At 72.7% G+C, this 25,988-nt stretch carries 21 protein-coding genes; 13 read left to right on the top strand and 8 right to left on the bottom strand.

Annotated features, from left to right (window positions below):
• Nucleotides 1-281: 281 nt before the first annotated feature.
• The 4 genes from ABZW32_RS28600 to ABZW32_RS28585 are packed head-to-tail and all read right to left on the bottom strand — an operon-like array spanning nucleotide 282 to nucleotide 3,886.
• Nucleotides 282-962 carry a response regulator transcription factor gene (locus tag ABZW32_RS28600; RefSeq protein WP_356221107.1) on the bottom strand — a complete coding sequence of 227 codons (681 nt, stop codon included), beginning with the start codon at nucleotides 960-962 and terminating at the stop codon, nucleotides 282-284.
• Entirely contained in the window at nucleotides 959-2,137 is a 1,179-nt protein-coding gene (locus tag ABZW32_RS28595) for a histidine kinase (protein ID WP_356221105.1), read from the bottom strand. The genes ABZW32_RS28600 and ABZW32_RS28595 overlap by 4 nt, the downstream gene beginning before the upstream one ends.
• A complete protein-coding gene (locus tag ABZW32_RS28590; RefSeq protein WP_356221102.1) occupies nucleotides 2,134-2,823 on the bottom strand; it encodes a glycerophosphodiester phosphodiesterase in 690 nt (229 codons plus the stop codon). The genes ABZW32_RS28595 and ABZW32_RS28590 overlap by 4 nt, the downstream gene beginning before the upstream one ends.
• Before the next feature lie 37 nt (nucleotides 2,824-2,860).
• A complete protein-coding gene (locus ABZW32_RS28585; RefSeq protein WP_356221100.1) occupies nucleotides 2,861-3,886 on the bottom strand; it encodes an adenosine deaminase in 1,026 nt (341 codons plus the stop codon).
• 108 nt (nucleotides 3,887-3,994) lie between these two features.
• Between ABZW32_RS28585 and ABZW32_RS28580 the strand changes: the two genes are divergently transcribed.
• Nucleotides 3,995-4,711: a DUF4190 domain-containing protein gene (locus ABZW32_RS28580; protein ID WP_356221097.1), complete on the top strand. Its 717-nt coding sequence runs from the start codon at nucleotides 3,995-3,997 to the stop codon at nucleotides 4,709-4,711.
• Nucleotides 4,712-4,741: 30 nt separating this feature from the next.
• On the opposite strand, the gene ABZW32_RS28575 is transcribed toward ABZW32_RS28580, so the two are convergent.
• Together ABZW32_RS28575 and ABZW32_RS28570 are read right to left on the bottom strand one after the other, a co-directional pair.
• The gene (locus tag ABZW32_RS28575; protein WP_356221095.1) at nucleotides 4,742-5,161 is read right to left on the bottom strand and encodes an NUDIX domain-containing protein; all 420 of its coding nucleotides are present in this window, start codon (nucleotides 5,159-5,161) and stop codon (nucleotides 4,742-4,744) included.
• Nucleotides 5,158-5,715 carry an NADAR family protein gene (locus tag ABZW32_RS28570; protein ID WP_356221092.1) on the bottom strand — a complete coding sequence of 186 codons (558 nt, stop codon included), beginning with the start codon at nucleotides 5,713-5,715 and terminating at the stop codon, nucleotides 5,158-5,160. The genes ABZW32_RS28575 and ABZW32_RS28570 overlap by 4 nt, the downstream gene beginning before the upstream one ends.
• Before the next feature lie 182 nt (nucleotides 5,716-5,897).
• Between ABZW32_RS28570 and ABZW32_RS28565 the strand changes: the two genes are divergently transcribed.
• The 8 genes from ABZW32_RS28565 to ABZW32_RS28530 all read left to right on the top strand — a co-directional run bounded on the left by ABZW32_RS28565 (nucleotide 5,898) and on the right by ABZW32_RS28530 (nucleotide 15,652).
• On the top strand, nucleotides 5,898-7,412 hold the full coding sequence (locus ABZW32_RS28565; RefSeq protein ID WP_356221110.1) for a gamma-aminobutyraldehyde dehydrogenase: 1,515 nt from the start codon (nucleotides 5,898-5,900) through the stop codon (nucleotides 7,410-7,412).
• Between the two features lie 46 nt (nucleotides 7,413-7,458).
• On the top strand, nucleotides 7,459-8,709 hold the full coding sequence (locus tag ABZW32_RS28560) for a spermidine/putrescine ABC transporter substrate-binding protein (RefSeq protein WP_356221089.1): 1,251 nt from the start codon (nucleotides 7,459-7,461) through the stop codon (nucleotides 8,707-8,709).
• 83 nt (nucleotides 8,710-8,792) lie between these two features.
• Nucleotides 8,793-9,941, top strand: coding sequence for an ABC transporter ATP-binding protein (locus ABZW32_RS28555; protein WP_356221087.1), 1,149 nt, complete (start codon nucleotides 8,793-8,795; stop codon nucleotides 9,939-9,941).
• A complete protein-coding gene (locus tag ABZW32_RS28550; protein ID WP_356221084.1) occupies nucleotides 9,938-10,867 on the top strand; it encodes an ABC transporter permease in 930 nt (309 codons plus the stop codon). Before ABZW32_RS28555 ends, ABZW32_RS28550 begins: the two co-directional genes overlap by 4 nt.
• On the top strand, nucleotides 10,867-11,673 hold the full coding sequence (locus ABZW32_RS28545) for an ABC transporter permease (protein WP_356221081.1): 807 nt from the start codon (nucleotides 10,867-10,869) through the stop codon (nucleotides 11,671-11,673). The genes ABZW32_RS28550 and ABZW32_RS28545 overlap by 1 nt, the downstream gene beginning before the upstream one ends.
• A gap of 30 nt (nucleotides 11,674-11,703) precedes the next feature.
• A complete protein-coding gene (locus tag ABZW32_RS28540; protein WP_356221079.1) occupies nucleotides 11,704-13,122 on the top strand; it encodes an FAD-dependent oxidoreductase in 1,419 nt (472 codons plus the stop codon).
• Nucleotides 13,123-13,291: 169 nt separating this feature from the next.
• Complete coding sequence (locus ABZW32_RS28535) at nucleotides 13,292-13,765, top strand: hypothetical protein (RefSeq protein ID WP_356221076.1); 474 nt, start codon at nucleotides 13,292-13,294, stop codon at nucleotides 13,763-13,765.
• A gap of 87 nt (nucleotides 13,766-13,852) precedes the next feature.
• Nucleotides 13,853-15,652 (top strand): glycoside hydrolase family 18 protein, encoded by a 1,800-nt coding sequence (locus tag ABZW32_RS28530; RefSeq protein WP_356221073.1) that lies wholly within the window; start codon nucleotides 13,853-13,855, stop codon nucleotides 15,650-15,652.
• Here ABZW32_RS28530 and ABZW32_RS28525 read toward each other — a convergent pair.
• The gene (locus ABZW32_RS28525; RefSeq protein ID WP_356221071.1) at nucleotides 15,637-16,182 is read right to left on the bottom strand and encodes a phosphatase PAP2 family protein; all 546 of its coding nucleotides are present in this window, start codon (nucleotides 16,180-16,182) and stop codon (nucleotides 15,637-15,639) included. The two genes, ABZW32_RS28530 and ABZW32_RS28525, sit on opposite strands and share 16 nt — an antisense overlap.
• Nucleotides 16,183-16,594: 412 nt before the next feature.
• Entirely contained in the window at nucleotides 16,595-17,929 is a 1,335-nt protein-coding gene (gabT, locus tag ABZW32_RS28520) for a 4-aminobutyrate--2-oxoglutarate transaminase (protein ID WP_345174631.1), read from the bottom strand.
• A gap of 237 nt (nucleotides 17,930-18,166) precedes the next feature.
• Between gabT and ABZW32_RS28515 the strand changes: the two genes are divergently transcribed.
• The 4 genes from ABZW32_RS28515 to ABZW32_RS28500 all read left to right on the top strand — a co-directional run bounded on the left by ABZW32_RS28515 (nucleotide 18,167) and on the right by ABZW32_RS28500 (nucleotide 25,958).
• A complete protein-coding gene (locus tag ABZW32_RS28515; RefSeq protein ID WP_356221068.1) occupies nucleotides 18,167-20,533 on the top strand; it encodes an ATP/GTP-binding protein in 2,367 nt (788 codons plus the stop codon).
• 109 nt (nucleotides 20,534-20,642) lie between these two features.
• Complete coding sequence (locus ABZW32_RS28510; protein WP_356221066.1) at nucleotides 20,643-22,223, top strand: PucR family transcriptional regulator; 1,581 nt, start codon at nucleotides 20,643-20,645, stop codon at nucleotides 22,221-22,223.
• Nucleotides 22,224-22,390: 167 nt separating this feature from the next.
• Nucleotides 22,391-23,836, top strand: coding sequence for an aldehyde dehydrogenase family protein (locus ABZW32_RS28505; protein WP_356221063.1), 1,446 nt, complete (start codon nucleotides 22,391-22,393; stop codon nucleotides 23,834-23,836).
• Between the two features lie 169 nt (nucleotides 23,837-24,005).
• Entirely contained in the window at nucleotides 24,006-25,958 is a 1,953-nt protein-coding gene (locus ABZW32_RS28500) for an acyl-CoA dehydrogenase family protein (protein ID WP_356221061.1), read from the top strand.
• The last annotated feature ends 30 nt before the right edge of the window (nucleotides 25,959-25,988 follow it).

The raw sequence follows: 25,988 nt of genomic DNA, 5'->3' as shown, positions 1-25,988 counted from the left end.
GACCCGGCCGTCCGCGACCGCCGGGGCAGCCGCCGGCGCCCCGGCCGCATGGGCGGCGACCGCCGGGCCGGACACGATGCCCAGCACCAGGGCGGCCGCGATCAGCGTGCGAGTGCGTGTACGTGACTTCATGATGGTGATCCCCCTGTGTGCGAGCCGCGGGACCCGCTGCCCCGACGTCTCCAATGGTGCTGTTCACAGGGGTGGTTGCGGATCACCGATGAGAGGGGTCTTCGCCGGTACGACAACTCACCGGCGCGGGGGAGCCGACACGCCGTCCCTCACTCTCCAGAGGGAGAACCGGCCGCGATCAGACCCGTCTCGTACGCGCAGATCACCGCCTGGATCCGGTCGCGCAGACCCAACTTCCCCAGCAGGTTGCCCACGTGCGACTTCACCGTGTGCTCGCTCACCGTCAGCGCCGCCGCGATCTCCGCGTTCGACAGCCCCCGCCCCAGGTGCAGCAGCGTCTCCCGCTCCCGGGCCGTCAGCACCTCCAGACGGTCCTCCGACAGGGCCCGCGCACCCGCCGGCCGGGCCGTCGCCGCCGTGTACTCCTCGATCAGCCGCCGCGCCACCGAAGGCGCCAGCAGGGACTCGCCCGCCGCCACCACCCGGACCGCGTGCACCAGATCGTCCCGCCGCACGTCCTTCAGCAGGAACCCGCTCGCCCCCGCGTGCAGCGCCTCGTACACGTACTCGTCCGAGTCGAAGGTCGTCAGCATCACCGTCCGGCAGGCACCGCCCGCCGAGATCCTCCGGCAGGCCTCGATCCCGTCCAGCACCGGCATCCTGATGTCCAGCAGTGCGACGTCCGGCGCGAGCCGGGCGACCGCCTCCACCGCCGCCGCGCCGTCCCCCACCTCCGCCACGACCTCGATGTCCTCCTGGACGTCCAGGATCATCGCGAAACCGCTGCGCACCAGCTCCTGGTCGTCGGCCACCACCACACGGATCGTCATGTCCCCACCTCCAGCGGCGAGGTTACAAGGACCACCCGCACCGAGAACCCCCCGTCGGGCCCCGGGCCGCACCGGGCCGTCCCGCCGTGCGCCGCCGCCCGCTCCCGGATCCCGATCAGCCCGTGCCCGCCGCCCGCCGGGCCCGCCGGGCTCCCGGCCGGCCCGCGGCCGTCGTCCGTGACCGTCACCGTCAGGTCCCCCACCCCGTACTCCAGGCGTACGTCCACCGTCGAGGCCCCGGCGTGCTTGACCACATTGGTCAGCGCCTCCTGCACCACCCGGTGCACCGTCGCCTCCAGCGCGGCCGGCAGCCCGCGCACCTCGCCCGTCCGCTCGTAGGAGACCTTCGGCCCGCTCGCCCGGACCCGGTCCAGCAGCGCCGGCAGCCCCGCGATCCCGGGCTGCGGCGCACGCGGAGCCGCCTCGTCCGTCCGCAGGACCCCCAGCATCGCCCGCAGTTGCACCATCGCGTCCCGCCCCGTCTCGGCGATCGCCTCGAAGGCCGCCTCGGCCCGTTCCGGGGCCCGGCGCACCGCCACCGGACCCGCCTCGGCCTGCACGATCATGATGCTGACCGCGTGCGAGAGGACGTCGTGCATCTCCCGCGCGATACGGGCCCGTTCGCGCGCCGCCGCCTGCTCCGCCTCGATGCGGTTCGCCCGCTCCAGCTGCTCCGCCCGCTCCAGGGCCGCCTCGGTGTACGCCTGCCGGGTGGCCTGCAGCCGCCCCAGCGCGAACGCCGCCCCGAACACGAACAGCGCGAACAGCAGCTCCCGCGCCGTCTGCGTGTTGAGCGCGACCGAACCGAAGATCACCACCGTCGCGACCGCGCCCGTGACCAGCCGCACCCGCTCCGGGCAGTGCAGCGCGATCGTGTAGAGGGCGATCAGCCCTGCGTACGGCAGCGGCTGCCCGGGCCCGTCCAGCGCCAGCCGGTACACCGCCCCCGCCGCGACCACCCCGGCCAGCGCCAGGACCGGGGCCCGGCGCCGCCACACCAGCGGCAGGTTGCCGAGCGTGGTCAGCAGGTACGCCGCCCAGGTCGCGGGCGACTCCCGCGGGTCGCGGGGCACCACGAACGGAATGGTCGTGGCCACCTGCACCAGCAGCGTCAGCCCCAGCTCCCGCAGGCGCGGGTCCGCCCTGCGGACCCGCTCCCCCCAGGTCCGTATCACCGGCCGGACTCGGCCCGGACCGCGGTCAGCGCGTCCACCCTGTTCGTGGTGATGGAGTCCACGCCCGCCGCGGCCAGGGCGCGCATCGACCGCTTGGTGTCCGCCGTCCAGGCCGACACCAGCAGCCCGTCCCGGTGCAGGGCGTCCGTGAGCTCCCGGTCGAGAAGCCCGAAGCGGTAGTTGAGCCAGCGGGGGGCGACCGCGTCGATCAGCACCCGGCGCGGGGGCGAGAGGGTGGTCCAGGTCAGGGCGATCTCCGCGCCCGGGTCGGCGGCGCGGACCGCGAGCATGGTGTCCGGCCCGGCGCAGTAGTACGTGCGCTCGCGCGCCCCGCACTCGCGCACCAGGCCCACGACGGTCCGTACGGTCTCGGCCGTGGCGCCCGGCAGGTCCAGCATCAGCCGGCCGGACCCGGCGGTCGTCAGGGCCTCGCGCAGGGTGGGGATCCCGCCCAGCGCGAGCTCCTTCAGCTGTGCGGCGGTGACCTCGTCCAGCCGCAGGTCGTGGCCCCACAGTCGCTGGAGGGTCTCGTCGTGGAGCAGGACCGGCACGCCGTCGCGGGTCAGCCGTACGTCGACCTCCACCGCGTCCGCCCCGCGCGCGAAGGCGGAGCGGACGGAGGCGAGGGTGTTCTCGCGGACTCGGTAGGGATCGCCGCGGTGACCGACGGCAGTCAGGGTGTTCATGCCCCCATTCTCGGGGGACGCCGCGTCCGACGGGACGTCAGCGGGCCAGCCAGTCCGCGGTGTACGCGTCGATCTCCGCGCTGAGCTTCTCCTTGCCGGCCGGGTCCAGGAAGGAGGCCTCGACGGCGTTCTTCGCGAGCTGCGCCAGTCCGCGCTCGTCGAGGCCGAGGAGGCGGGCGGCGACCGCGTACTCGTTGTTGAGGTCGCTGCCGAACATCGGCGGGTCGTCGCTGTTGATGGTGACGAGCACGCCCGCGGCGACCATCTCCTTGACGGGGTGCTCGTCGAGGTCCACGACGGCGCGCGTGGCGATGTTGGAGGTCGGGCAGACCTCCAGCGCGATGCGGTGCTCGGCCAGGTACGCCAGCAGCTCCGGGTCCTTGGCGGCGCTCGTGCCGTGGCCGATGCGCTCGGCGCCCAGCTCCCGGACGGCGTCCCAGACCGTCTCCGGGCCGGTGGTCTCGCCGGCGTGCGGCACGCTGCGCAGGCCGGCGGCACGGGCCCGGTCGAAGTAGGGCTTGAACTGCGGGCGGGGCACGCCGATCTCGGGGCCGCCCAGGCCGAAGGAGACCAGGCCCTCGGGGCGCAGGTCGACGGCGAGGCGGACGGTCTCCTCGGCGGCTTCCAGGCCGGCCTCGCCGGGGATGTCGAAGCACCAGCGCAGGATGACGCCCAGCTCGGTCTCGGCCGCCTTGCGGGCGTCCTCGATGGCCTCCATGAAGGCGTGCTCGTCGATGCCGCGGCGGGTCGAGGAGTAGGGGGTGATGGTGAGTTCGGCGTAGCGGATGTTCTGCCGGGCCATGTCGCGGGCGACCTCGAAGGTCAGCGTGCGCACGTCGTCGGGGGTGCGGACCAGGTCGACGACCGAGAGGTAGACCTCGATGAAGTGGGCGAAGTCCGTGAAGGTGAAGTAGTCCGCGAGGGCCTCGGGGTCGGTGGGGACCTTCGAGTCGGGGTGGCGGGAGGCGAGCTCGGCCACGATGCGCGGCGACGCCGAACCGACGTGGTGGACGTGGAGTTCGGCCTTGGGCAGCCCCGCGATGAAGGGGTGCAGGTCGGGCATGGGGTGCCTCCGGGAGGACTCTGGTGCGGGCAGGTCGGCTTCATCGTAGGCAGCCCGGGGCGTGTCGGTGGCAGCGCTTAGCATGGCCGTACGAGAGGGAGGCGCCGTATGACCGACCAGAGCCCTGAGCCGAGGGACCCGTGGGCCCCGCCCGAGAGGTCCGCGGCGGAGCCGGGCAAGCCGGCCGGGGCGGCGCCGGTGACGCCCCCCGTGCCGCCGGTGTACCCGGGCCCGGCCGCGCCCGCCGTTCCACCGGCCCACGAGCAGGATCCGTCCGTGCGGCCGCCGGGGTTCCAGGGCGCGCCGACCCCGCCCGCGGCGTCGCCGTACGCGCCGCCCCCGATATCCGCGCCGACGGCCACGCCCGCCTACGGCTACCCGGCCCAGCCGGACCCGGCGGCCTACGCGTACCCCGGCCCGCCGCCGCCCGTCCAGCAGGGCTACCCGGGCTATCCGGGCTACCCCGGCTACCCCGGTTATGCCGGGTACCCGGCCTATGCCCGGCCCGCCTCCAACGGCTTCGGCGTCGCCGCCCTGGTGCTCGGCATCCTCGCGGTGGTCGGCTGCGTGACCATGTTCGGGTCGATCGCCCTCGGCATCGCGGCCGTCGTCCTCGGCGCGCTGGGCCGGGGCAAGGCGAGCCGCGGCGAATCCACCAACGGCGGGATGGCCCTGGCCGGGATCATCCTCGGCGGGGTCGGCATCGTGCTGGGCATCGGCATGACCCTGCTGGTCTTCTTCGGCCCCGCCCTGGACGAGTCCGGCGGCGGCCAGGACGGTCCCTCGGTCTCCCGGACCGACGACCAGCCCCGCGAACGCGTCTGACGCCCCGCACCGCCCCGCCGCCCCCGCGGCTCAGGGCGCGGCGGCGGACAGGAGGGTGGGGACCATGTAGGGGCCGTCCGCGCCGGTCCGGGGGAGGGGGACCCAGGTCAGGCCCACCATCCGGGGGCAGTCGCACTCCAGCTCCGGATCCACCCCCAGCACCGGATCGCCGGCCGCCACCTCCACCCGGAAGCAGGTGGTCCAGCCGGAGGGGTACGGGGCCTCGTAGGCGTGGCGCACCGACAGGGCCCGCAGCCCCGTCTCCTCGGCGACCTCGCGCCGCACGGCCGCCTCCAGGTCCTCCCCGGGCTCCACCCCGCCGCCCGGCAGGGTCCAGTACTCCGCCCCGTCGTGCCGGCCGGACGGCCCCCGCCCCCGCTCGCGCACCATCAGCACGCTGCCGCCGCGCACGATGACGGCCGCCACCCGGCGCCGCTCCGCCGCAATCACCGCGCGTCCCCCTCCCGCAGCCGCTCCCGCGCCTCCATCAGCGCGAAGCCCAGCAGGTTCAGCCCCCGCCAGCGTGCCGGATCCAGGGCGCGCTCGTCGTCGGCGGCCAGTCCGATGCCCCAGATCCGGTCCACCGGACTCGCCTCCACCAGCACCCGGTTCCCCGTACCGAGCAGGTACGCACGCAGCGCCGGATCGGAGCCGAACTTGTGCACGCTGCCCTCCACGACCAGCGCGAACCTCTCCCGCTGCCACACGGTCTCGTCGAAGCCGCGCACCAGCCGTCCGGCCTTCTTCGCCGCCCCCGGACTCCCGGCCTCCAGCGCCGCCCGCTCCGCCTCCGCGTCCCCGAACAACCGCGCCTTGCCGGCCATCATCCAGTGCTCGGCCGTGGCGTACCGGACATCACCCACAGTGAAAGCGGACGGCCACCACTGGCTCAGGCAGCTCGGACCGAGCCGTCCGTCGGCCTGCGGCCGGTGCCCCCAGAAGGGCAGGTACTTCAGCCGTTCACCACGGCTGACCTGCCCGATCAACTTGTCGGTCATCTCCATGCACGCGAGTCTTGCAGTCACCACTGACACTTCGTACGGGATTTCGGTCGTGCCTCGACACATGGTCGACCGATTCCGTCGCGTAATCAAAAGGCAACAACGGAATCACTTGGCGGAGGCGAACGCCTCTGCCAGGATCGGCACTCAATTCGAGCTGTAGCTACGGAGAGCGTGAGAGCGTGATGGGTAACCGCTTCCAGGTTAAGGACCGCTTCGCAGACGGCGCGCAGTACATCGACGGCCGGCTCCGCCCCGGTACCTCGGGTCGCTCGCACACGGTGGTCGACCCCGCGACCGGCCAGGAGGTGCTCACCTACGAACTGGCGGGCACGGCGGACGTGGACGAGGCCGTCGCCGCCGCCAAGCGGGCCTTCCCCGCATGGTCGGCCGCGACCCCCGGGGAGCGTTCGGATGCGCTGCACCGGCTGGCCGGCGTGCTGGCCGAGCAGGCGGAGGACTTCGCGTACGCCGAGTCCCTGCAGTGCGGCAAGCCGGTCAAGCTGTCCACGGAGTTCGACGTACCGGGGACCATCGACAACACCGCCTTCTTCGCGGGCGCGGCCCGTCACCTCCAGGGCCAGGCGGCCGGCGAGTACTCCGGGGACCACACCTCCTACGTACGCCGCGAGGCCATCGGGGTCGTCGGCTCCATCGCCCCCTGGAACTATCCGCTCCAGATGGCCGCCTGGAAGATCCTCCCGGCCATCGCCGCGGGCAACACCATCGTCCTCAAGCCCGCCGAGCTGACCCCCCTGACCTCCCTGATGTTCGCCCAGGCGGCCAAGGAGGCGGGCATCCCCGACGGCGTGGTCAACATCGTCACGGGCGCCGGGCGGGACGCGGGCGAGCACCTGGTCGGCCACCCCGACGTGGTCATGACCTCCTTCACCGGCTCCACCGCCGTCGGCAAGCGGGTGGCCGAGATCGCCACCGCCACCGTCAAGCGGCTCCACCTGGAGCTCGGCGGCAAGGCCCCCTTCCTCGTCTTCGACGACGCCGACCTGGAGGCCGCCGCCCACGGCGCCGTCGCCGCCTCGCTCATCAACACCGGCCAGGACTGCACCGCGGCCACCCGCGCCTACGTCCAGCGCCCCCTGCACGACGCGTTCGTCGCCCGGGTCGCCGAGCTGATGGAGAGCGTCCGGCTCGGTGACCCCTTCGCGCCCACCACCGACCTCGGCCCGCTGGTCTCGCACGCCCAGCGCGACCGGGTCGCCGCCTTCGTCGAGCGCGCCCGCGCGTACGCCACGGTGGTCACCGGCGGCGAGATCCCGGGCGGCGAGCTGGCGGGGGGCGCCTACTACCGGCCGACCCTGATCTCCGGCGCCGCGCAGGACAGCGAGGTCGTCCAGTCCGAGATCTTCGGCCCGGTCCTGGTCGTCCTGCCCTTCGACACCGACGACGAGGGCCTCGCGCTGGCCAACGACACCCCGTACGGGCTCGCCGCCTCCGCCTGGAGCCGGGACCTCTACCGGGCGAACCGCGCCACCCGAGAGCTCAAGGCCGGCTGCGTGTGGGTCAACGACCACATCCCGATCATCAGCGAGATGCCGCACGGCGGCTACAAGGCCAGCGGCTTCGGAAAGGACATGTCCACCTACTCCTTCGAGGAGTACACGCAGGTCAAGCACGTGATGTTCGACAACACCGCGGTGGCGGCCAAGGACTGGCACCGCACCATCTTCGGGGACCGATAACAGCCACCGCCCGACCAGCGGCACACCTCCCGAAAGGCCACAGCCAATGGAGCAGCTCGACCCCGACCGCCTCTCCGCGGCGCAGCTCGCCGCGATGCGGCGCAGTCTCACCAGCGGGCGCGGCGCCCTCACCCGCCGCTCGCTGCTGCGCGCTTCCGGCATCGGGGCGCTCACCCTCGGCGGCCTCTCCGCCCTGACCTCCTGCGGCATCCCGCCCGCCCGGCGCGAGGACGGCGCCGCGGCCGCCTCCGCCGACCACTCGGAACAGGAGAAGGTGCTCAACTTCTCCAACTGGACCGAGTACATGGACACCAGCGAGGACGAGAAGTCGCGTCCCACGCTGGAGGAGTTCGGCAAGCGCACCGGCATCGAGGTCAAGTACACCGAGGACATCAACGACAACGTCGAGTTCTTCGGCAAGATCCGCCCGCAGCTGGCCGCCGGCCAGGACACCGGGCGCGACCTGATCGTCGTCACCGACTGGCTCGCCGCCCGGATCATCCGCCTCGGCTGGGCGCAGAAGCTGGACCCCTCCCGCCTTCCGCACGCCTACGCCAACCTCTCGCCGCAGTTCCGCAGCCCCGACTGGGACCCGGGCCGCTCCTACAGCTATCCCTGGACCGGCATCTCGACCGTCATCGCCTACAACTCCAAGGCCACCGAGGGCAGGAAGGTCGATTCCGTCACCCAGCTGCTCGACGACCCCTCCCTCAAGGGCCGCGTCGGCTTCCTCACCGAGATGCGCGACAGCGTCGGCATGACCCTGCTCGACCAGGGCAAGGACCCGGCGAACTTCACCACCGCGGACTTCGACGGCGCCATCGGCCGCCTCCAGAAGGGCGTGGACACGAAGCAGATACGCCGCTTCACCGGCAACGACTACACCGCCGACCTCGACAAGGGGGACCTCGCGGCCTGTCTGGCCTGGGCGGGCGACGTGATCCAGCTCCAGGCCGGCAACCCCGACATCAAGTACGCGGTCCCGGCGGCCGGGTACATCACCTCCAGCGACAACCTGCTGGTCCCGGCCCAGGCCCGGCACAAGGCCAACGCCGAGAAGCTCATCGACTACTACTACGAGCTCCCGGTGGCCGCCCGGCTGGCCGCGTTCATCAGCTACGTCTGCCCCGTCGACGGCGTCAAGGACGAGCTCGCCAAGATCGACCCCGCGCTCGCGGAGAACACGCTGATCGTCCCGGACAAGGCGATGACCGCCAAGTCCCACGCCTTCCGCTCCCTCAGCAGCGAGGAAGAGACGGCGTACGAGGAGAAGTTCACCAAGCTCATCGGAGCCTGACCCACCGCTCCGCCCCTCCGCCAGACCCCTCCACCCCCCGCGCTCCCGCACCCTTCCGACGACACCACCGAAGGCCGCGACCCATGACTGACAAGACCGCGAGCGGCGACGTCCGCCTCGCCGGGATCAGCAAGCACTACGGATCGTTCACCGCCGTGCACCCGCTGGACCTCACCATCCCCCAGGGCTCCTTCTTCGCCCTGCTCGGCGCCTCGGGCTGCGGGAAGACCACCACCCTGCGCATGATCGCCGGTCTGGAGGAGCCCTCCACCGGCACGGTCAGCCTCGGCGACCGCGAGGTCACCCACCTGCCGCCGTACAAGCGCCCGGTCAACACCGTCTTCCAGAGCTACGCGCTGTTCCCGCACCTGAGCATCTACGAGAACATCGCGTTCGGGCTGCGCCGCCGCGGCATCAAGTCCGTCAAGAAGCAGGTCGACGAGATGCTGGAGCTGGTCCAGCTCGGCCAGTTCGCCCAGCGCAAGCCCCACCAGCTCTCCGGTGGCCAGCAGCAGCGCGTCGCCGTCGCCCGCGCCCTGATCAACCACCCCCAGGTGCTGCTCCTCGACGAGCCGCTGGGCGCCCTCGACCTCAAGCTGCGCCGCCAGATGCAGCTGGAGCTCAAGCGGATCCAGACCGAGGTCGGCATCACCTTCGTGCACGTCACGCACGACCAGGAGGAGGCCATGACGATGGCCGACACGGTCGCGGTGATGAACGGCGGCCGGGTCGAGCAGCTGGGCGCCCCCGCCGAGCTGTACGAGAACCCGCGGACCACCTTCGTCGCGAACTTCCTCGGCACCTCCAACCTGATCCAGGCCTCGGTCGAGTCCGCGGGCACCGACATCGTCGTCTCGGCCTCCGGCAGCACGCTGCGCCTGCCCGGGCAGCGATGTTCGACCACGCCCCGCGCGGGCGGAAAGCTGCTGGTCGGAGTGCGCCCCGAGAAGATCTCCCTGGTCCACGCGGACGAGGAGCACACCATCGCGGCAGGCCGGAACAAGATCACGGGCCGGATCGCCGACTCCTCCTTCATCGGCGTCTCCACCCAGTACGTCATAGACAGCCAGGTCTGCCCGGAGCTGGAGGTGTACGCCCAGAACATCGAGCGCGACGCCCGCCTCGTCCCCGGCGCCGAGGTCGTACTCCACTGGAACCCGGAGCACACCTTCGGCCTGGACGCCGCCATGGACATCGACGCCGGCGTCGAGACCGTCGAGGAGAGCGCGTGACCGCCGTCTCCGCGCCGCCCCGGGAGGCCGCCGAGGCCGAACCCCCGGTGCACAGGGCGTCCCTGCGCAAGCGCCTGATCCCGTACTGGCTGCTGCTCCCCGGCATCCTGTGGCTGCTCGTGTTCTTCGTGCTGCCGATGATCTACCAGGCCTCCACCTCGGTGCAGACCGGTTCGCTCGAAGAGGGCTTCAAGGTCACCTGGCACTTCCAGACCTACTGGGAGGCCTTTGGCGACTACTACCCGCAGTTCCTGAGGTCCCTGCTCTACGCGGGCACCGCGACCGCGCTGTGCCTGCTGCTCGGGTACCCGCTGGCCTATCTGATCGCCTTCAAGGCCGGCCGCTGGCGCAACCTCCTGCTGGTGCTGGTCATCGCCCCGTTCTTCACCAGCTTCCTGATCCGCACCCTGGCCTGGAAGACGATCCTCGCCGACGGCGGTCCGGTGGTCGGCGCCCTCAATGCCGTCGGCTTCCTCGACGTCACCAGCTGGCTCGGCATGACCGAGGGGGACCGGGTCCTGGCCACGCCGCTCGCGGTGGTCTGCGGCCTGACGTACAACTTCCTCCCCTTCATGATCCTGCCGCTCTACACCTCGCTGGAGCGCATCGACACCCGCCTCCACGAGGCGGCCGGGGACCTGTACGCCCGGCCCTCCACGGTGTTCCGCAAGGTGACCTTCCCGCTGTCGATGCCGGGCGTGGTCTCCGGGACCCTGCTCACCTTCATCCCGGCGAGCGGTGACTACGTCAACGCCGAACTGCTCGGCTCGACGGACACCCGGATGATCGGCAGCGTCATCCAGTCGCAGTACCTGCGCATCCTCGACTACCCGACGGCGGCCGCGCTGTCCTTCATCCTCATGGCCATCGTGCTGATCATGGTGTCCATCTACATCCGCCGTGCGGGGACGGAGGACCTGGTCTGATGAACAAGCCCCTTGGCTGGCTCCGCCGCAACTTCGTGGTCATCGCGGGACTCGGCACGCTCGCGTACCTGATCCTGCCCAACGTCGTCGTGACGGTCTTCTCCTTCAACAACCCCGCCGGGCGCTTCAACTACGCCTGGCAGGAGTTCTCGCTCGACGCCTGGAAGGACCCCTGCGGGGTCGCCGACCTGTGCGGCTCCCTGTCGCTCTCCCTCCAGATCGCCTTCTGGGCCACCATCGGCGCGACCGTGCTCGGCACCGCGATAGCCTTCGCGCTCGTGCGCTACCGGTTCCGGGCGCGGGGCGCGGTCAACTCGCTGATCTTCCTGCCGATGGCCATGCCCGAGATCGTGATGGCGGCGTCCCTGCTCGCCCTCTTCCTCAACATGGGCATCCAGCTGGGCTTCTGGACCATCCTGATCGCCCACGTGATGTTCTGCCTCAGCTTCGTCGTCGCCGCGGTCAAGGCGCGCGTACTGTCGATGGACCCGAGGCTGGAGGAGGCCGCGCGCGACCTCTACGCCGGACCGGTGCAGACGTTCCTGCGGGTCACCCTGCCGATCGCCGCCCCCGGTATCGCGGCGGGTGCGCTGCTGTCCTTCGCGCTCTCGTTCGACGACTTCATCATCACCAACTTCAACTCGGGCAACACCGTCACCTTCCCCATGTTCGTGTGGGGATCGGCCCAGCGCGGTACGCCCGTCCAGATCAACGTCATCGGTACGGCGATGTTCGTCATCGCGGTCCTGGTGGTGCTCGCCGGCCAGTGGGTCGGCAACCGCCGCAAGAAGGCACAACCGAACTAATCAGTTCAGTTCCGTAGGGAGTTGGAAGCCATGGCCCCAGTCGCCATGCGTAGTGTTGCGAAATCCCTCTCCGAGGCGAAGCCGGTCGCGTACTGGCTGGACGACCCCGGCAAGCCGGCCGCCGAGCCGGCGCTCACCTCCGACGAGCGCTGCGACCTGCTCGTCGTCGGCGGGGGCTACAGCGGGCTGTGGACCGCTCTGATCGCCAAGGAGCGCGACCCCGGCCGGGACGTGGTCCTGATCGAGAGCAAGGAGGCGGGCTGGGCCGCCTCCGGCCGCAACGGCGGCTTCTGCGCGGCCTCCCTCACCCACGGGCTCGCCAACGGCATGGCCCGCTGGCCCGGCGAACTCGCCAAGCTGGAGGAGCTGGGCGCCCGCAACCTCGACGAGATCGAGGCGGCGGTCGCCCGCTACGGCATCGACTGCGACTTCGAGCGCACCGGTGAGATCGACGTGGCCACCGAGCCGCACCAGGTCGAGGAACTGCGCGAGCTCCACGAGGAGGCGCGCAGGCTCGGCCTCGCGGACGGCTCCGAATGGCTGGACCGGGAGGCGCTGCGTGCCGAGATCGACTCCCCGACCTTCCTCGCGGGCCTGTGGGACCGCGAGGGCGTCGCGATGCTCAACCCGGCGAAGCTCGCCTGGGGCCTCAAGCGGGCCTGCCTGGAGCTGGGCGTGCGGATCTACGAGAACACGCGCGGCCTGAAGATGTCCTCCGTCGGCGCCGGGATGGCCGTCACCACCCCGTACGGCACGATCCTCGCCCGCCGGGTCGCGCTGGGCACCAACATCTTCCCCTCGCTGGTCAAGCGGATCCGTCCCTTCACGGTCCCGGTGTACGACTACGCGCTGATGACGGAGCCGCTGAGCGAGGAGCAGCTGGCCTCCATCGGCTGGAAGGGGCGCCAGGGCCTGGGCGACAGCGCCAACCAGTTCCACTACTTCCGGATCACCAAGGACCACCGGATCCTCTGGGGCGGCTACGACGCCATCTACCCGTACCGGGGGAAGCTCGACTCCGAGTACGACCACCGGCCCGAGACCTACCTCAAGCTCGCGGAGCACTTCTTCACCGCGTTCCCGCAGCTGGAGGGTCTGAAGTTCAGCCACGCCTGGGGCGGGGCCATCGACACCTGCTCCCGCTTCTCGGCCTTCTTCGGCACGGCCCACTCGGGCCGGGTCGCCTACGCGGCCGGTTTCACCGGGCTCGGCGTCGGCGCCACCCGCTTCGGGGCCGACGTGATGCTGGACCTGCTGGACGGGGTGTCCAGCGAGCGGACGCGGCTGGAGATGGTGCGCAGCAAGCCGATGCCGTTCCCGCCGGAGCCGTTCGCCTGGACCGGGATCACCCTCACCAAGTGGTCGCTGGCCCGGTCCGACGCCCGGGGCGGCCGCCGCAACCTCTGGCTGCGCACCCTGGACCGCTTCGGGCTCGGCTTCGACAGCTGACGCCCGGACCCGCCGCACGCCCCCGGCGCACGCCCCGGCGCACATCCGCGCGCACCGTGTGACCCGCTTCACCATGACGGAGTAACGGAACTCGCGTCATACCGTCGCCCGGCCCCGCTCTCTCCCGGTGAGAACCCTTCACCGAGCAGGAGAGAACGGAGGCCGGGCGATGACGTTCCCGGGGGCCAAGGCGGCAGTGGAATGGCTGGTATCGGTGGCGCCGGATCCCGACGCCTGCCGGTGGGAATGGGAGCGGGGCCCCCTCGGCGTCGCACTCCTGCCCGCCGGACGGAGCTGGGACGTGCTGATCCTGCCGGGGGAGCTGGGCCGGGCCACCCTCGACGTACTGCACCTGCTCACCGGCCGGCCCGGTCCGGTGCTCGCGGACCGCGACGACGCCCGGGTGGGCTTCTTCGTACCCCCGGGGACGGCGTCGCGCTGGCTCGGCACGGGCGTGCGCGGCGCCGGACGCGGGACCTGGATCGCGGTCCCGCACCCGGTCCGGGAGGCGGACGGAGTGCGCTGGCTGGTGGTCCCGGACGGGGAGGGGACGCTCACCGACCCGGTGGTGCTGGAGCTCGCGATGCACGAGGCGGTGGGGCGGGTCCTGGCGGGGGAGGGCGGTGAGGACCGTACCCCTTGACAAGGGGATTGGTCTGGACCATCTTGGGCGCCGCCGTCGCTCCCCGCCAGGGGCCCGGCTCCGTCCCCCCATGTTCCGGAGGCAGTTGTGCGCAGAGTGCTCCCCCTCCTCACGGCCGCCGCCCTGGCGGTGGCCGGACTCCTCACCTCGGGCCCGCCCGCCGCGGCCGCCGACGCCGACCTCGTCCGCAACGGCGGCTTCGAATCCGGCCTCGACGGCTGGAGCTGCTCCGGCGCGTCCGGAGCCGTCGTCACCGCACCCGTCCACGGCGGGAGTTCCGCCCTCAGGGCCACCCCCGCCGGGCAGGACAACGCCCGCTGCTCCCAGACCGTCACCGTCAGGCCCGACTCCGCGTACACCCTCTCCGCCTGGGTGCAGGGCGCGTACGTCTACCTCGGCGCGAGCGGCACCGGCACCACCGACGTCTCCACCTGGACCCAGACCCCCGGCGTCTGGAAGCAGCTCACCACCGGCTTCCGCACCGGCCCCGCCACCACCTCCGTGACCGTCTACACCCACGGCTGGTACGGCCAGGGCGCCCACCTCGCCGACGACCTCACCCTGATCGGACCCGACCCCGGCCAGCCCCGGCCCCCGGCCGCCCCCACCGGCTTCACGGGCTCCGCCGCCTCCGCCTCCACGGTGGCCCTGTCCTGGACGGCGGCCACCGGCGCCACCTCGTACCGGGTCCACCGGGACGGCGCCGCCCCGCTGACCGTCACCGCCACCTCGGCCACCGTCACCGGCCTCGCCGCGTCCACCCCGTACACCTTCCGGGTCGCTGCCGTGAACGAGGCGGGCGAATCCCCCGTGAGCGCCCCGGTCACCGTCACCACCGGCAGCGGCGGCGGGAACCCGGGCAACCCCGGCCTGCCCGCGCACGCCCTCGTCGGCTACCTCCACAGCAGCTTCGCCAACGGCTCCGGCCACCTCCGCATGGCCGACGTCCCCGACTCCTGGGACGTCATCGACCTCGCCTTCGGCGAGCCCACCTCGGTCACCTCCGGCGACATCCGCTTCTCCCTCTGCCCGGTCTCCGAGTGCCCCGGCGTCGAGACCCCGGCCGAGTTCAAGGCGGCCATCAAGGCCAAGCAGGCCGCGGGCAAGAAGGTCCTGATCTCCATAGGCGGCCAGAACGGCCAGGTCCAGCTCGCCACCACGGCCGCCCGCGACGCCTTCGTCTCCTCCGTCGGCAGGATCATCGACGAGTACGGGCTGAACGGCCTCGACATCGACTTCGAGGGCCACTCCCTCTCCCTCGCCACCGGCGACACCGACTTCCGCGCCCCCACCACCCCCGTGATCGTCAACCTGATCTCCGCCGTGAAGACCCTCAAGGCCAGGTACGGCCCGGACTTCGTCCTGACCATGGCTCCCGAGACCTTCTTCGTGCAGCTCGGCCACCAGTACTACGGCTCCGGCCCCTGGGGCGGCCAGGACCCGCGCGCGGGCGCGTACCTCCCCGTCATCCACGCCCTGCGCGACGACCTCACCCTGCTGCACGTCCAGGACTACAACTCCGGGTCCGTCATGGGACTCGACGGCCAGTACCACTCCATGGGCGGCGCCGACTTCCACATCGCCATGACGGACATGCTGCTCACCGGGTTCCCGGTCGCCGGCGACGCCACCCGGTTCTTCGCGCCGCTGCGCCCCGACCAGGTCGCCATCGGCCTGCCGGCCACGACCAACGCGGGCAACGGGTACACCGCCCCCGCCGAGGTGAACAGGGCGCTGGACTGCCTCACGAAGAAGCTGAACTGCGGCGCGTACCAGACCCACGGCACCTGGCCCGCCCTGCGCGGCCTGATGACCTGGTCGGTCAACTGGGACCGCTTCGGCGGCTGGGAGTTCAGCCGCGGCTTCGACGCCTACTTCGGCGGCTGACCCGCCGCCGCCCGTCCGCCCCGACGGCGGTCCGCCCGTACGGGGCGGACCGCCGCACGGCGCACGGCCAGCAGGAGGGGGGTGCACAGCAGGAGGCTGGCCAGGACGTCCAGGGGCCAGTGGAAGCCGCGCAGGACCAGGCCGGACGCAGTGAGGGCCGTCAGCAGGGCCGCGAGGGCCGGGGGCCAGGGGCGGCGGGTGTACGGGGCGATCAGCAGGGCGGCCGCCGTGTAGGCCGTCAGGGCCGTGGCCGTGTGCCCCGAGGGGAAGTAGCCGGCGGCCCAGGGCTCCAGGGGGCCGGGACGGGCGGTCCACTCCTTGAGCGGCACGATCAGCGCCGGCACCAGGGCCATCGCCAGGCCGGCCGTCAGCGCGGCGCGGGCCCGGCCGCGCCGGGCGGCGTAGAGCATCGCGAGGACCAGGACGGGCACGGCGACCTGGACGTTCCCGAGGTCGGCGAGACGTTCGGTGACGGCGTCGGGGACGGTGCGCACCACGGCGCGGCTCAGCGCGTGATCCGGGGTCAGCAACGGTCCGGACGTGCGGACCTGCCAGGTGATCAGGGCGAAGAGGACGGCGCAGAGGGCCGAGAGGGCCGCGGCGGCCGAGAGGATGGCCGGCCGTCCCGGAACAGGGGGGATGGTTCCGGGACGGCCGCCCGGATCGGGTTGCCGTGCGCCCCGGGGGGTTTGGGGCGGACGGCCGTCCGATCTGAGAGGAGTGTGCGCGAACGCATGCCCAGTACGGCGCTGGGGAAGCCCGGTACCGGAATCGTTCCCGGTCGCCCGGGAACGGTCTGTCTCACTCATCTGCAGAAACCGTACGCCAACGCGAGGGGGGCCGACAGCGGGAACGCGCTCCCGCCATCGGCCCCCCACACCTTCTTCACAGTGCCCGACCGTTACCCGCGGTAGGGACGGGCGCCTGTGTTCGGGCGTTCGCTCAGATGCCCGCGAAAGCGGCCTCGATGACGTCCAGGCCCTCGTTCAGCAGGTCCTCGCCGATGACGATCGGGGGCAGGAAGCGGAGCACGTTGCCGTAGGTGCCGCAGGTGAGGACGAGCACGCCCTCGGCGTGGCAGGCCTTGGCGAGCGCGCCGGCGGCCTCCGGGAACGGGGTCTTGGAGACCGGGTCCTTGACGAGCTCGATCGCGATCATGGCGCCGCGGCCGCGGATGTCGCCGATGATGTCGTACTTCTCCTGCATGGCCGTCAGGCGGGTCTTCATGACCGACTCGATCTTCTTCGCCGCGGCGTTGAGGTCGAGCTCCTTCATGGTCTCGATGGAGCCGAGCGCACCGGCGCAGGCCACCGGGTTGCCGCCGTAGGTGCCGCCCAGGCCACCGCCGTGCACGGAGTCCATCATCTCGGCGCGGCCGGTCACGGCGGCGAGCGGCAGACCGCCCGCGATGCCCTTGGCGGTGGTGATGAGGTCCGGGACGATGCCCTCGTCCTCGCACGCGAACCACTGGCCGGTGCGGCAGAAGCCGGACTGGATCTCGTCGGCCACGAAGACGATGCCGTTGTCGTTGGCGAACTTGACGATCGCCGGGAGGAAGCCCTTGGCCGGCTCGATGAAGCCGCCCTCGCCGAGGACCGGCTCGATGATGATCGCGGCGACGTTCTCGGCGCCGATCTGCTTGCTGATCTGGTCGATCGCCTGGGCGGCGGCCTCGGGGCCACAGTTCTCGGCGCCGGTCGGCCAGCGGTAGCCGTAGGCGACCGGGACGCGGTAGACCTCGGGGGCGAACGGACCGAAGCCCTGCTTGTACGGCATGTTCTTCGAGGTCAGGGCCATCGTGAGGTTCGTACGGCCGTGGTAGCCGTGGTCGAAGACGACGACGGCCTGGCGCTTGGTGTACGAACGGGCGATCTTGACGGCGTTCTCGACGGCCTCGGCGCCCGAGTTGAACAGGGCCGACTTCTTGGCGTGGTCACCGGGGGTCAGCTCGGCGAGGGCCTCGCAGACCTCGACGTAGCCCTCGTAGGGGGTGACCATGAAGCAGGTGTGGGTGAAGTCGGCGAGCTGCGCGGAGGCGCGGCGCACGACGGCCTCGGCGGAGGCGCCGACCGAGGTCACGGCGATGCCGGAACCGAAGTCGATCATGCGGTTGCCGTCGATGTCCTCGATGATGCCGCCGCCCGCGCGGGCCGTGAAGACGGGCAGCACGGAGCCCACGCCGCCGGCCACCGTCGAAAGGCGACGGGCCTGCAGCTCCTGCGACTTGGGGCCGGGGATCGCGGTGACGATGCGGCGCTCCTGCGGGACAGCGGTCATAGGGGGCTCCTGGGGGGTGTTTTCGGACGCACTTGTGTCTTTGTCCGCAGGCTAGGCCCGGGGGAGGGGGTAAGGCATGCTCCGTTCGGGAGTGGTGCCCGCGTGTCCTTGTCCGCGGCGGCCATAGGAAGGAACGGGGACGCGTCGCGCGGAACCCGGTGGGCCACGGGTCGCGGGGCCGTACCGGGCACTAGATTGAGCGCCGCAGCGCTGGGCACGGTCAGGGGGCAGGGGTTCATGGACACCGAAGGCACGCACGACGGACAGACGGCCCGCGCCGGGCACGTCCCCCGCCCGGCGGGCCCCCCACCGGGACCCGCGGGGCCGCCGCTCCCCCCGAAGCCGTCCCACGCCCCGGCGGTGGGCTCCCCGCTGGCGGCCTGGATCCGCACCCCTCGCCCGAGGGCGGAGCCGGGGGTCTGGCGGTTCGGGTACCAACCGAAGCGGGCAGACCAGGCGGAGCAGGGCACGGACCGGTCGCTGCTGAGTGGGGCGGTCATCTCGTTTCTGGCGTGCGTACTGATGTGGTCGCTGCTGACCAACGGCTACATCCCCTACATCCAGGTACCGCTCAAGCTCTTCACGCCCCGGGACTGGTGGGAACTGGGCGGGGGCCCCACCGATCACCGCGGCATGGCCGCCCTGCAGGTTTACGAGCTGTTGCTGACCGGAGGACTCGTCTTCTGGTTCAGCCGCCTCGGTTCGTGGGGTCTGGCCTTCGAGCGGCTCGTCGCGGCCCGAGGCCCGCGGGCGCGGGCGGCGGGGGCGGCCGCCGGCGCCCTCTTCGTGATGATGCTGATCTGGACCGGCACCGTGCCCGCGGAGGCCCTGCTGCTCCAGCACCTGCCGCTCAAGGACATCCCTCCGACAGAGGGACTCCTGATCACCCAGCTTCTGTACGCGGTGCTCTACGTGCCCGTCCTCGTGTACTACGCCCGCCTCGGCGGATGGCGTCGACGCGGGCATGAGGGCAGGGCGGGGACTGCCGCCGCGGCGGCCTCCCCCGCCCCGCCCGTCGTCCCCCAGGACGGCGCCGATCCCGCCCAGTGGCCCCAGCTCCGCGCCGCCGGGCTCGGGGAGGTGGCCGAGCGGCTCGGTGGGGAGGTCGTCGGGGGGCGGATGAACGACGTGGACTACGCCCGCATCCGCCGCGCCTGGGACTCCGTCCAGGCCGACCCCGCCCGCGTGCGGGCCTTCGCCGACTCCGTGCGGGACAAGGGCGCCGCCGCCTGCCTCCACCCCTCCGGCGACCGGGACCTGCCCGTGCGCGCCGCCCGGCACGACCTGCTCGCCCGGCAGGTGCTGCTCGGCAGCGTCGAGGACCAGGAGCGCAACCCCTACGCCCGCCGCGGCACCCCCCTCGCCCTCGACCCCGAGGTGCTCGGTACCTCCCTGCTCGCCGTCGGGCCGTCCGGGACCGGGAAGACCGCCCGGCTGGTGCGGCCCGTCGTCGAGTCCCTCGCGCTGCAGGCGCTGGCCGGCCAGGCCGCCGTCATCGCCGTCGGTTCCGCCGGCGCCGGGCTCGGCCCCGACGGCGGCTACGACATCGTCGTCCGCGTCGGCGACCCCGACTCCGTCCACGACCTCGACCTGTACGGCGGCACCGCCGACCCCGACGAGGCCGCCACCCTCCTCGCCGAGGCCTTCGTCGGAGACGTCCCCGGCATCGACGTGCGCCGCGCCGCGACCGCCCTCGCGCAGCTGCTCGGCCCGTACCGGGCGGCGTACGGACGCTTCCCCGCCGTGCCGGAGCTGCGCGAGCTCCTCGACGGGCTGCCGCCCGCCCTCGACGCGCTGCGCCACGCGCTGGAGGACGCCGGACAGCAGGCCATGCTCCGCGAGCTCGACGCGCGCACGCGCCAGCACGGCGCCCCCGCCGACACCGGCCCCGCACTCGCCGACCGGCTCGCCCTGCTGGACCGGCCCGCCTTCGCCGGGTTCTTCGACACCACGGGCCGGGGCCGTCCCTTCTCCATGCGCGCCCTGGAACACCCCGTCCGGGTCCGGATCGACCTCCCCGAACGGGGCCACGCCGACGCCTCCCGGATGCTGGCCCGGCTGCTCCTCGCCCAGTTCAACGCCTGCGCCACCGCCCGCGCCGACCGCTCGCTCTTCGCCTTCCTCGCCCTCGACGACGCCTCGCACACCCTGACCCCCGAGACGGTCCGCGGGGTGCAGCGGCTGCGGTCGGCGAACGCCGGGGTGCTGCTGACCCTGCGCGCGCTGGACGACGTACCGGAGGCCCTGCGCACCCCGCTGCTCGGCGCCGTCGGCTGCCGGATGGCCTTCTCCGGCGTCACCACCTGGGACGGGAAGCGCTTCGCCGAGGCCTGGGGCACCGAATGGGTCGAGACCCGGGACGTCACCCACCGGACCGTCTTCGCCGACCAGCCGCTCACCCGGGCCATCCACGCCTTCCGCAAGATGGTCACCGGCAAGGCGGTCACCACCGACGCCGTCACCGTGCGCCAGGTCGAGCGCGAGCGCTGGTCGGCCTCCGAGCTGGCGCACGCCGTACCGCCCGGCTGCGCGGTGCTCTCGCTGACCTCGGTCCGCGGGGAGCGGGCGGCGCCGCTGCTCGTCCGGTTGGCCGGAACGGGCTGAGCCGACCCGTACGGGGTGGCAGAATCGAGGAGGGCCGTTCATACGACACGGCGAAATCCCGAAGGCCCCGCAGTCTCCCTCCCCTCCCGCCGAAGGCCCCTGGTACCCGATGCCGCTCACCCTTGCCTCGCTCGTCCAGCACTCGGCGCTGAAGCTCAGCGTCCGGGCCGGGGAGACGCGCCTCGACACCCCCGTGCGCTGGGCCCACGTCAGCGAGCTCGCCGACCCGGTCCCCTACATGGAGGGCGGCGAGCTGCTGCTCGTCACGGCCATGAAGCTGGACGCGGAGGACCCCGAGGAGATGCGCCGCTACGTAAGGCGCCTCGCGGCCGCCGGGGTCGTGGGGATCGGCTTCGCCGTGGGCGTCAACTACGAGGCGGTACCGCAGGCACTGGTCGACGCGGCCCGCGAGGAGGACCTGCCGCTGCTGGAGGTGCCCCGGCGCACCCCGTTCCTCGCCATCAGCAAGGCCGTCTCGGCGGCCCTCGCCGCCGACCAGTACCGGGCCGTGACGGCCGGTTTCGAGGCGCAGCGGGAGCTGACCCGGGCCGCCCTCTCCGCCGACGGCCCCGCCGACCTGCTGGCGAAGCTGGCCGCCCACGTGCACGGCTGGGCCGCGCTGTACGACACCTCCGGCGCGGTCGTCGCCGCCGCCCCCGAGTGGGCCGCGCGCCGGGCCGCGCGGCTCACCCCCGACGTGGAGCGGCTGCGGGAGCGGCCCGCGCCGGCGAGCGCGGTCGTCGGCGGCTCGGAGGACCGCGTCGAGCTCCAGTCCCTGGGCACCGGACGGCGGCCCCGGGGCGCGCTGGCCGTCGGCACGGCGGCCCCGCTGGGCACCGCCGAACGGTACGCGGTGCACTCCGCCGTCGCCCTGCTCACCCTGACCACCGAGCGCTCCCGGTCGCTGCACGACGCGGAGTCCCGGCTGGGCGCGGCCGTGCTGCGGATGCTGCTGGAGGGGGAGGCGGAGCACGCCCGGGCGGTGGCGGGGGACCTGTACGGGGCCCTACTGGAGACGCCGTTCCGGATCGTGGTCGCGGAACCGGCGCTCGCGGGCACCGCGCAGCCGGAGGGGCTGGCGCTGCTGGCCGACGCGGTCGAGTCGGCGGCCGCGCGGACCGGCGAGGCGCTGCTGGTGGTGCCGGAGGAGGGCCGGCTGGTGGTGCTCGCCGCCGACGGGGGTTCGGCCGTCCAGGCGTGCGCGGACCACGCCGAGGCACTGGAGACCCGGCGCGGCCGGGACGCTACGGGGCCCGAGCCGGACGAGCTGGTGGTCGGCCTGTCGGCGCCCGCGGCGGCGGCGGGCGTGGCCGCCGCCTTCAAGCAGGCCGACCAGGCCCTCGCCGTGGCCCGCCGCCGCGGACGGCCGCTCGTCGAGCACGAGGACCTCGCGGCGGGCTCGGTCCTGCCGCTGCTGGCCGACGACGCCGTACGGGCCTTCGCGGACGGCACCCTGCGGGCCCTGCGCGAGCACGACGCGACCGGCCGGGGCGATCTCGTGGCCTCCCTCCAGGCCTGGCTCTCGCGCCACGGGCAGTGGGACGCGGCGGCGGCCGACCTCGGCGTGCACCGCCACACGCTGCGCTACCGGATGAAGCGGGTCGAGGAGATCCTCGGGCGCTCCCTGGACGATCCGGACGTACGGATGGAGCTGTGGCTCGCCCTGAAGGCCGGTACGACGCACCCGTAGCCCCCGCCGGCACCCCACCGCACGGGAGGTCCCGGCCGCGACAGTGACAAAGCGGCGCAGGGCGGGAGGGCGGCGCTCCATGCCGGATAAACACCGAAAGCCCCGCGGAGTCCTACGGTGGTGTGGACAAGGACCCCACCGCACACACCCGAAGGGCCGGGATTCGCATGACTTCCACCCACGCCTTCTGGCTCGCCGGCCGCCAGGCCACCGGCGAGGACAGCTTCGACGTCCACAACCCGTGGGACGGCCGTCTGGTCGGCACGGTCAGCGTGCCCACCGACGCCCAGGTCGAAGAGGCCGTGGCCGCGGCGCACGCCGTGACGGCGGAGTTCTCCGCGACCCCCGCCCACGTACGGGCCGCCGCCCTGGACCACGTGTCCAAGCGGCTCACCGAGCGCACCGAGGAGATCGCCCAGCTGATCTCCGCCGAGAACGGCAAGCCGATCAAGTGGGCGCGCGGTGAGGTCGGCCGTGCGGTGTCCGTGTTCCGCTTCGCCGCCGAAGAGGCCCGCCGCTTCAACGGCGGAGACGCCCAGCGCCTGGACACCGACGCCGGTGGCGTCGGCCGCCTGGCCCTGACCCGCCGCTTCGTCAAGGGCCCGGTCCTCGGCATCGCGCCGTTCAACTTCCCGCTGAACCTGTGCGCCCACAAGGTGGCCCCGGCCATCGCCGTCGGCGCGCCGATCATCCTGAAGCCGGCCCCGGCCACCCCGCTCTCCGGTCTGATCCTGGGCGAGCTGCTGGCCGAGACCGACCTCCCGGCCGGCTCCTGGTCCGTGCTGCCCGTCGCCAACGACAAGATGCCGGCCCTGGTGAAGGACGAGCGCCTGCCCGTCATCTCCTTCACCGGCTCCGACACCGTCGGCTACGCCATCCAGCAGTCGGTGCCCCACAAGCACTGCACCCTGGAGCTCGGCGGCAACGCCGCGGCCGTCGTCCTCGCCGACTGGTCCTCCGAGGCCGACCTCGACTGGGCCGCGACCCGTATCGCGACCTTCTCGAACTACCAGGCCGGCCAGTCCTGCATCTCCGTGCAGCGCGTGATCGCCGACGCCTCCGTCTACGACCGCCTCGTCGAGAAGGTCGTCGCGAAGGTCCAGGCCCAGGTCACCGGCGACCCGGCGGACGACGCCACCGACGTCGGCCCGCTGGTCTCCGAGGACGCCGCCAAGCGCGTCGAGTCCTGGGTGGACGAGGCCGTCTCCGCCGGTGCCAAGCTGCTCACCGGCGGCAAGCGCGACGGTGCCACGGTCGAGCCGACCGTCCTCGCGGAGATCCCGGCGGGCGTCAAGCTCGCCACCGAGGAGGTCTTCGGCCCGGTCCTGACGATCACCCGGGTCGAGAACACCGACGAGGCCTTCGCCGCCGTCAACGACTCGAAGTTCGGCCTGCAGACCGGCGTCTTCACCCGCGACATCCAGGTCGCCTTCCGCGCCCACCGCGAGCTCGAGGTCGGCGGTGTGATCGTCGGCGACGTGCCGTCCTACCGCGCCGACCAGATGCCGTACGGCGGCGTCAAGCAGTCCGGCGTGGGCCGCGAGGGCGTCCGTTACGCGATGGACGACTACACGTACGAGCGCGTCCTGGTCCTCACGGGCCTCGACATCTGACCGACTCGTACGGTCATGGACCGACGGCCGGAGCCTACTGTGCGGGGGCTCCGGCCGTCTCCCATTTCCCCGCCACCCGCACGGGCCTTTTCCCGGGTGCCCGCAGCGGGTACGACTCACAGGTAGCACCGATCGGTAGTCCCCCCGATACGGCGAGGTGAGCACCCGGATGTCAGCGACGCAGCCCGTACAGCCCGTACAGCCCAAGGTGACCGAGCGCGAGGCGCGGCAGGTCGCGGAGGCGGCCAGGGAACAGGACTGGCGCAAGCCCAGCTTCGCCAAGGAGCTGTTCCTCGGGCGGTTCCGGCTCGACCTGATCCACCCCCACCCGCTCCCCGCCGACGAGGACGTCCGGCGCGGGGAGGCCTTCCTGGCCCGGTTGCGGGTCTTCTGCGAGAACGAGATCGACGGAGCCCGCATCGAGCGCGAGGCGCGGATCCCCGACGAGACGGTGCGCGGGCTCAAGGAGCTCGGCGCCCTCGGGATGAAGATCGGCACCGAGTACGGGGGCCTGGGGCTGACCCAGGTCTACTACAACAAGGCGCTCGCCCTCGTCGGCTCGGTCAGCCCGGCCATCGGAGCCCTGCTGTCCGCGCACCAGTCGATCGGCGTCCCCCAGCCCCTGAAGATGTTCGGCACGAAGGAGCAGAAGGACGCCTACCTGCCCCGCTGCGCCACCTCCGCGATCAGCGCCTTCCTGCTCACCGAGCCCGACGTCGGCTCCGACCCGGCCCGCCTGGCCACCACGGCCGTGCCGGACGGCGAGGACGCCTACGTGCTCGACGGGGTGAAGCTGTGGACCACCAACGGGGTCGTCGCCGACCTCCTCGTGGTCATGGCCCGGGTCCCCGCGAGCGAGGGGCATCGCGGCGGGATCACCGCCTTCGTCGTGGAGGCCGACTCGCCGGGGATCACCGTCGAGCACCGCAACGCCTTCATGGGCCTGCGCGGCCTGGAGAACGGCGTCACCCGCTTCCACCGGGTCCGGGTGCCCGCCGCCCAGCGGATCGGCGCCGAGGGAGCGGGCCTCAAGATCGCGCTGACCACGCTCAACACCGGCCGCCTGTCGCTGCCCGCCATGTGCGTCGGCGCCGGCAAGTGGTGCCTGAAGATCGCCCGCGAGTGGAGCGGCGTACGCGAGCAGTGGGGCCGCCCCGTCGCCCGGCACGAGGCCGTCGGCGCCAAGATCTCCTTCATCGCGGCCACCACCTTCGCCCTCGAAGCGGTGGTCGACCTGGCCTCCCAGATGGCCGACGAGAACCGCAACGACATCCGCATCGAGGCGGCCCTCGCCAAGCTCTACGGCTCGGAGATGGCCTGGCTGATGGCCGACGAGCTGGTCCAGATCCGCGGCGGCCGCGGCTTCGAGACGGCCGAGTCGCTCGCCGCGCGCGGCGAGCGGGCCGTACCCACCGAGCAGATGCTCCGCGACCTGCGCATCAACCGGATCTTCGAGGGCTCGACGGAGATCATGCACCTGCTGATCGCCCGCGAGGCCGTCGACGCCCACCTCTCGGTCGCGGGGGACCTCATCGACCCCGACAAGGCCCTGGCGGACAAGGCCAGGGCCGGAGCCCGCGCCACCGGCTTCTACGCCCGCTGGCTGCCCAGGCTGGCCGCCGGCCCCGGCCAGGTCCCCGGCACCTACCGGGAGTTCCACCCGGCGGGCCACCCCGACCTCGCCACCCACCTGCGCTACGTCGAACGCGGCTCGCGCAAACTCGCCCGCTCCACCTTCCTGGCCATGGCGCGCTGGCAGGGCCGCATGGAGACCAAGCAGGGGTTCCTCGGCCGGATCGTCGACATCGGCGCCGAACTCTTCGCCATGAGCGCCGCCTGCGTCCGCGCCGAGCACCTGCGCGCCACCGGCGACCACGGCCGCGAGGCGTACCAGCTCGCCGACGCGTTCTGCCGGCAGTCCCGGCTCCGCGTCGAGGAGCTCTTCGGCCGCCTCTGGTCCAACACCGACGACCTCGACCGCAAGGTCGTCCAAGGCGTCCTCGGCGGCGCCTACACCTGGCTGGAGGAAGGGGTCCTCGACCCCTCGGGCGACGGCCCGTGGATCGCGGACGCGGCCCCCGGCCCCTCCGTACACAAAAACGTGCACCGCCCGCTCCGCTGACCTGCGATCATCGCCGCACGGCAGGGAACC

The sequence above is a fragment of the Streptomyces sp. NPDC004667 genome, from assembly GCF_040609475.1.
Lineage (GTDB): Bacteria > Actinomycetota > Actinomycetes > Streptomycetales > Streptomycetaceae > Streptomyces.
Note: the sequence above shows the minus strand (reverse complement) of the source record. Positions and strands in the feature narration are given on the sequence as shown.

Excerpts from the sequence above, each read along its gene's own strand:
- ABZW32_RS28600 (WP_356221107.1), bottom strand. The coding sequence starts at position 962 with ATGACGATCCGTGTGGTGGTGGCCGACGACCAGGAGCTGGTGCGCAGC.
- ABZW32_RS28590 (WP_356221102.1), bottom strand. The coding sequence starts at position 2,823 with ATGAACACCCTGACTGCCGTCGGTCACCGCGGCGATCCCTACCGAGTC.
- ABZW32_RS28585 (WP_356221100.1), bottom strand. The coding sequence starts at position 3,886 with ATGCCCGACCTGCACCCCTTCATCGCGGGGCTGCCCAAGGCCGAACTC.
- ABZW32_RS28580 (WP_356221097.1), top strand. The coding sequence starts at position 3,995 with ATGACCGACCAGAGCCCTGAGCCGAGGGACCCGTGGGCCCCGCCCGAG.
- ABZW32_RS28570 (WP_356221092.1), bottom strand. The coding sequence starts at position 5,715 with ATGGAGATGACCGACAAGTTGATCGGGCAGGTCAGCCGTGGTGAACGG.
- ABZW32_RS28565 (WP_356221110.1), top strand. The coding sequence starts at position 5,898 with ATGGGTAACCGCTTCCAGGTTAAGGACCGCTTCGCAGACGGCGCGCAG.
- ABZW32_RS28560 (WP_356221089.1), top strand. The coding sequence starts at position 7,459 with ATGGAGCAGCTCGACCCCGACCGCCTCTCCGCGGCGCAGCTCGCCGCG.
- ABZW32_RS28555 (WP_356221087.1), top strand. The coding sequence starts at position 8,793 with ATGACTGACAAGACCGCGAGCGGCGACGTCCGCCTCGCCGGGATCAGC.
- ABZW32_RS28545 (WP_356221081.1), top strand. The coding sequence starts at position 10,867 with ATGAACAAGCCCCTTGGCTGGCTCCGCCGCAACTTCGTGGTCATCGCG.
- ABZW32_RS28540 (WP_356221079.1), top strand. The coding sequence starts at position 11,704 with ATGGCCCCAGTCGCCATGCGTAGTGTTGCGAAATCCCTCTCCGAGGCG.
- ABZW32_RS28535 (WP_356221076.1), top strand. The coding sequence starts at position 13,292 with ATGACGTTCCCGGGGGCCAAGGCGGCAGTGGAATGGCTGGTATCGGTG.
- gabT (WP_345174631.1), bottom strand. The coding sequence starts at position 17,929 with ATGACCGCTGTCCCGCAGGAGCGCCGCATCGTCACCGCGATCCCCGGC.
- ABZW32_RS28515 (WP_356221068.1), top strand. The coding sequence starts at position 18,167 with ATGGACACCGAAGGCACGCACGACGGACAGACGGCCCGCGCCGGGCAC.
- ABZW32_RS28510 (WP_356221066.1), top strand. The coding sequence starts at position 20,643 with ATGCCGCTCACCCTTGCCTCGCTCGTCCAGCACTCGGCGCTGAAGCTC.
- ABZW32_RS28505 (WP_356221063.1), top strand. The coding sequence starts at position 22,391 with ATGACTTCCACCCACGCCTTCTGGCTCGCCGGCCGCCAGGCCACCGGC.
- ABZW32_RS28500 (WP_356221061.1), top strand. The coding sequence starts at position 24,006 with ATGTCAGCGACGCAGCCCGTACAGCCCGTACAGCCCAAGGTGACCGAG.